This is a genomic window from Burkholderia sp. AU4i, assembly GCF_000466765.1.
GTDB classification, from domain to species: domain Bacteria; phylum Pseudomonadota; class Gammaproteobacteria; order Burkholderiales; family Burkholderiaceae; genus Burkholderia; species Burkholderia cepacia.
This window is the reverse complement of record NZ_ASSI01000487.1, coordinates 1-873: the sequence shown is the minus strand read 5'-3', so window position 1 is coordinate 873 and position 873 is coordinate 1. Positions and strand designations below refer to the sequence as shown.

General features: G+C 52.7%; 2 protein-coding genes. One reads left to right on the top strand and one right to left on the bottom strand.

From position 1 onward, the window contains the following. The coding region (locus L810_RS43710) for a glutathione binding-like protein (RefSeq protein ID WP_179945704.1) at window positions 1-200 on the top strand (200 nt) is incomplete at its 5' end. Window positions 201-541: 341 nt separating this feature from the next. Here the strand turns inward: L810_RS43710 and L810_RS48310 are convergent. Continuing rightward, window positions 542-873 (bottom strand): hypothetical protein (locus L810_RS48310; RefSeq protein ID WP_042978545.1); only part of this gene is annotated, 332 nt, incomplete at its 5' end.

The window sequence follows — 873 nt, the reverse complement described above, 5'->3', positions numbered from 1 at the left end:
CGAACCGCCAGTGGGTGATGGGCGATACCTATACGATCGCCGACATCGCGATCTTCCCGTGGGTGCGAAATCTTGTTGGTTTCTATGAAGCGGGCGACCTGGTCGGCTTCAGTGAATTCCGCAACGTCAAGCGGGTGCTCGATGCGTTTGTTGCGCGTCCGGCCGTTGCGCGTGGGCTCAATATTCCGGCACGGGGCTGAGCGGCTGGGCGGGTCGCGCGTTGTGCGGCCCGCGTGGCTGTGGACTTGAAAAGACCGCCGCATTGGACGGCGGGCTTTCAGGGGCTTTGCGATTTTCCGGGGAATGCTGGGGAGACGGTCGGTGTTCGGCCACAGACGGACGCTCGACCTTCGGCCCTAGATTGTCGACAATTTCAGAGTTAGGTTAATGATGCAAAATTATCGAAAAAAGATCGGGTTTGTATTAGGAAAATCGCGATATCGCATTGATTCGTAAATTCGGCTAAAAAACGGGCACTCGACGAGTGCGCCGCATCCTGTTTCAATGCGTTATTTAAAGTTTTGTTTTTCGGATAAGCGCATTACGCCAAGCGATCTTCAAGCCAAGTGAGCTCGCGCCGGTAAAGCGCGATGTCAGCAGCATCAACCGGCTTCGCGTGCGTATCTGGACGATCATTTACCAAATCCATCGCCGTTTCGAACCGTTTTTTGTCGCCGATAGTGCTCTCGAAGGCTGTCCAGTGCTTAGCAATAATTATCCCCAACTCCTTCCAATATAACTTGTTTAGAAGCGCATCTCCGGAAAGAGGTGCCAATGCTACTCGTTGTTGTTCGGGCAGTGCTTTCAAAACTTTGTCGACCCAGTTTTCGCCTTTCGTAGCGGATAACTTTAGTGCAAAATGGATGAACTCAC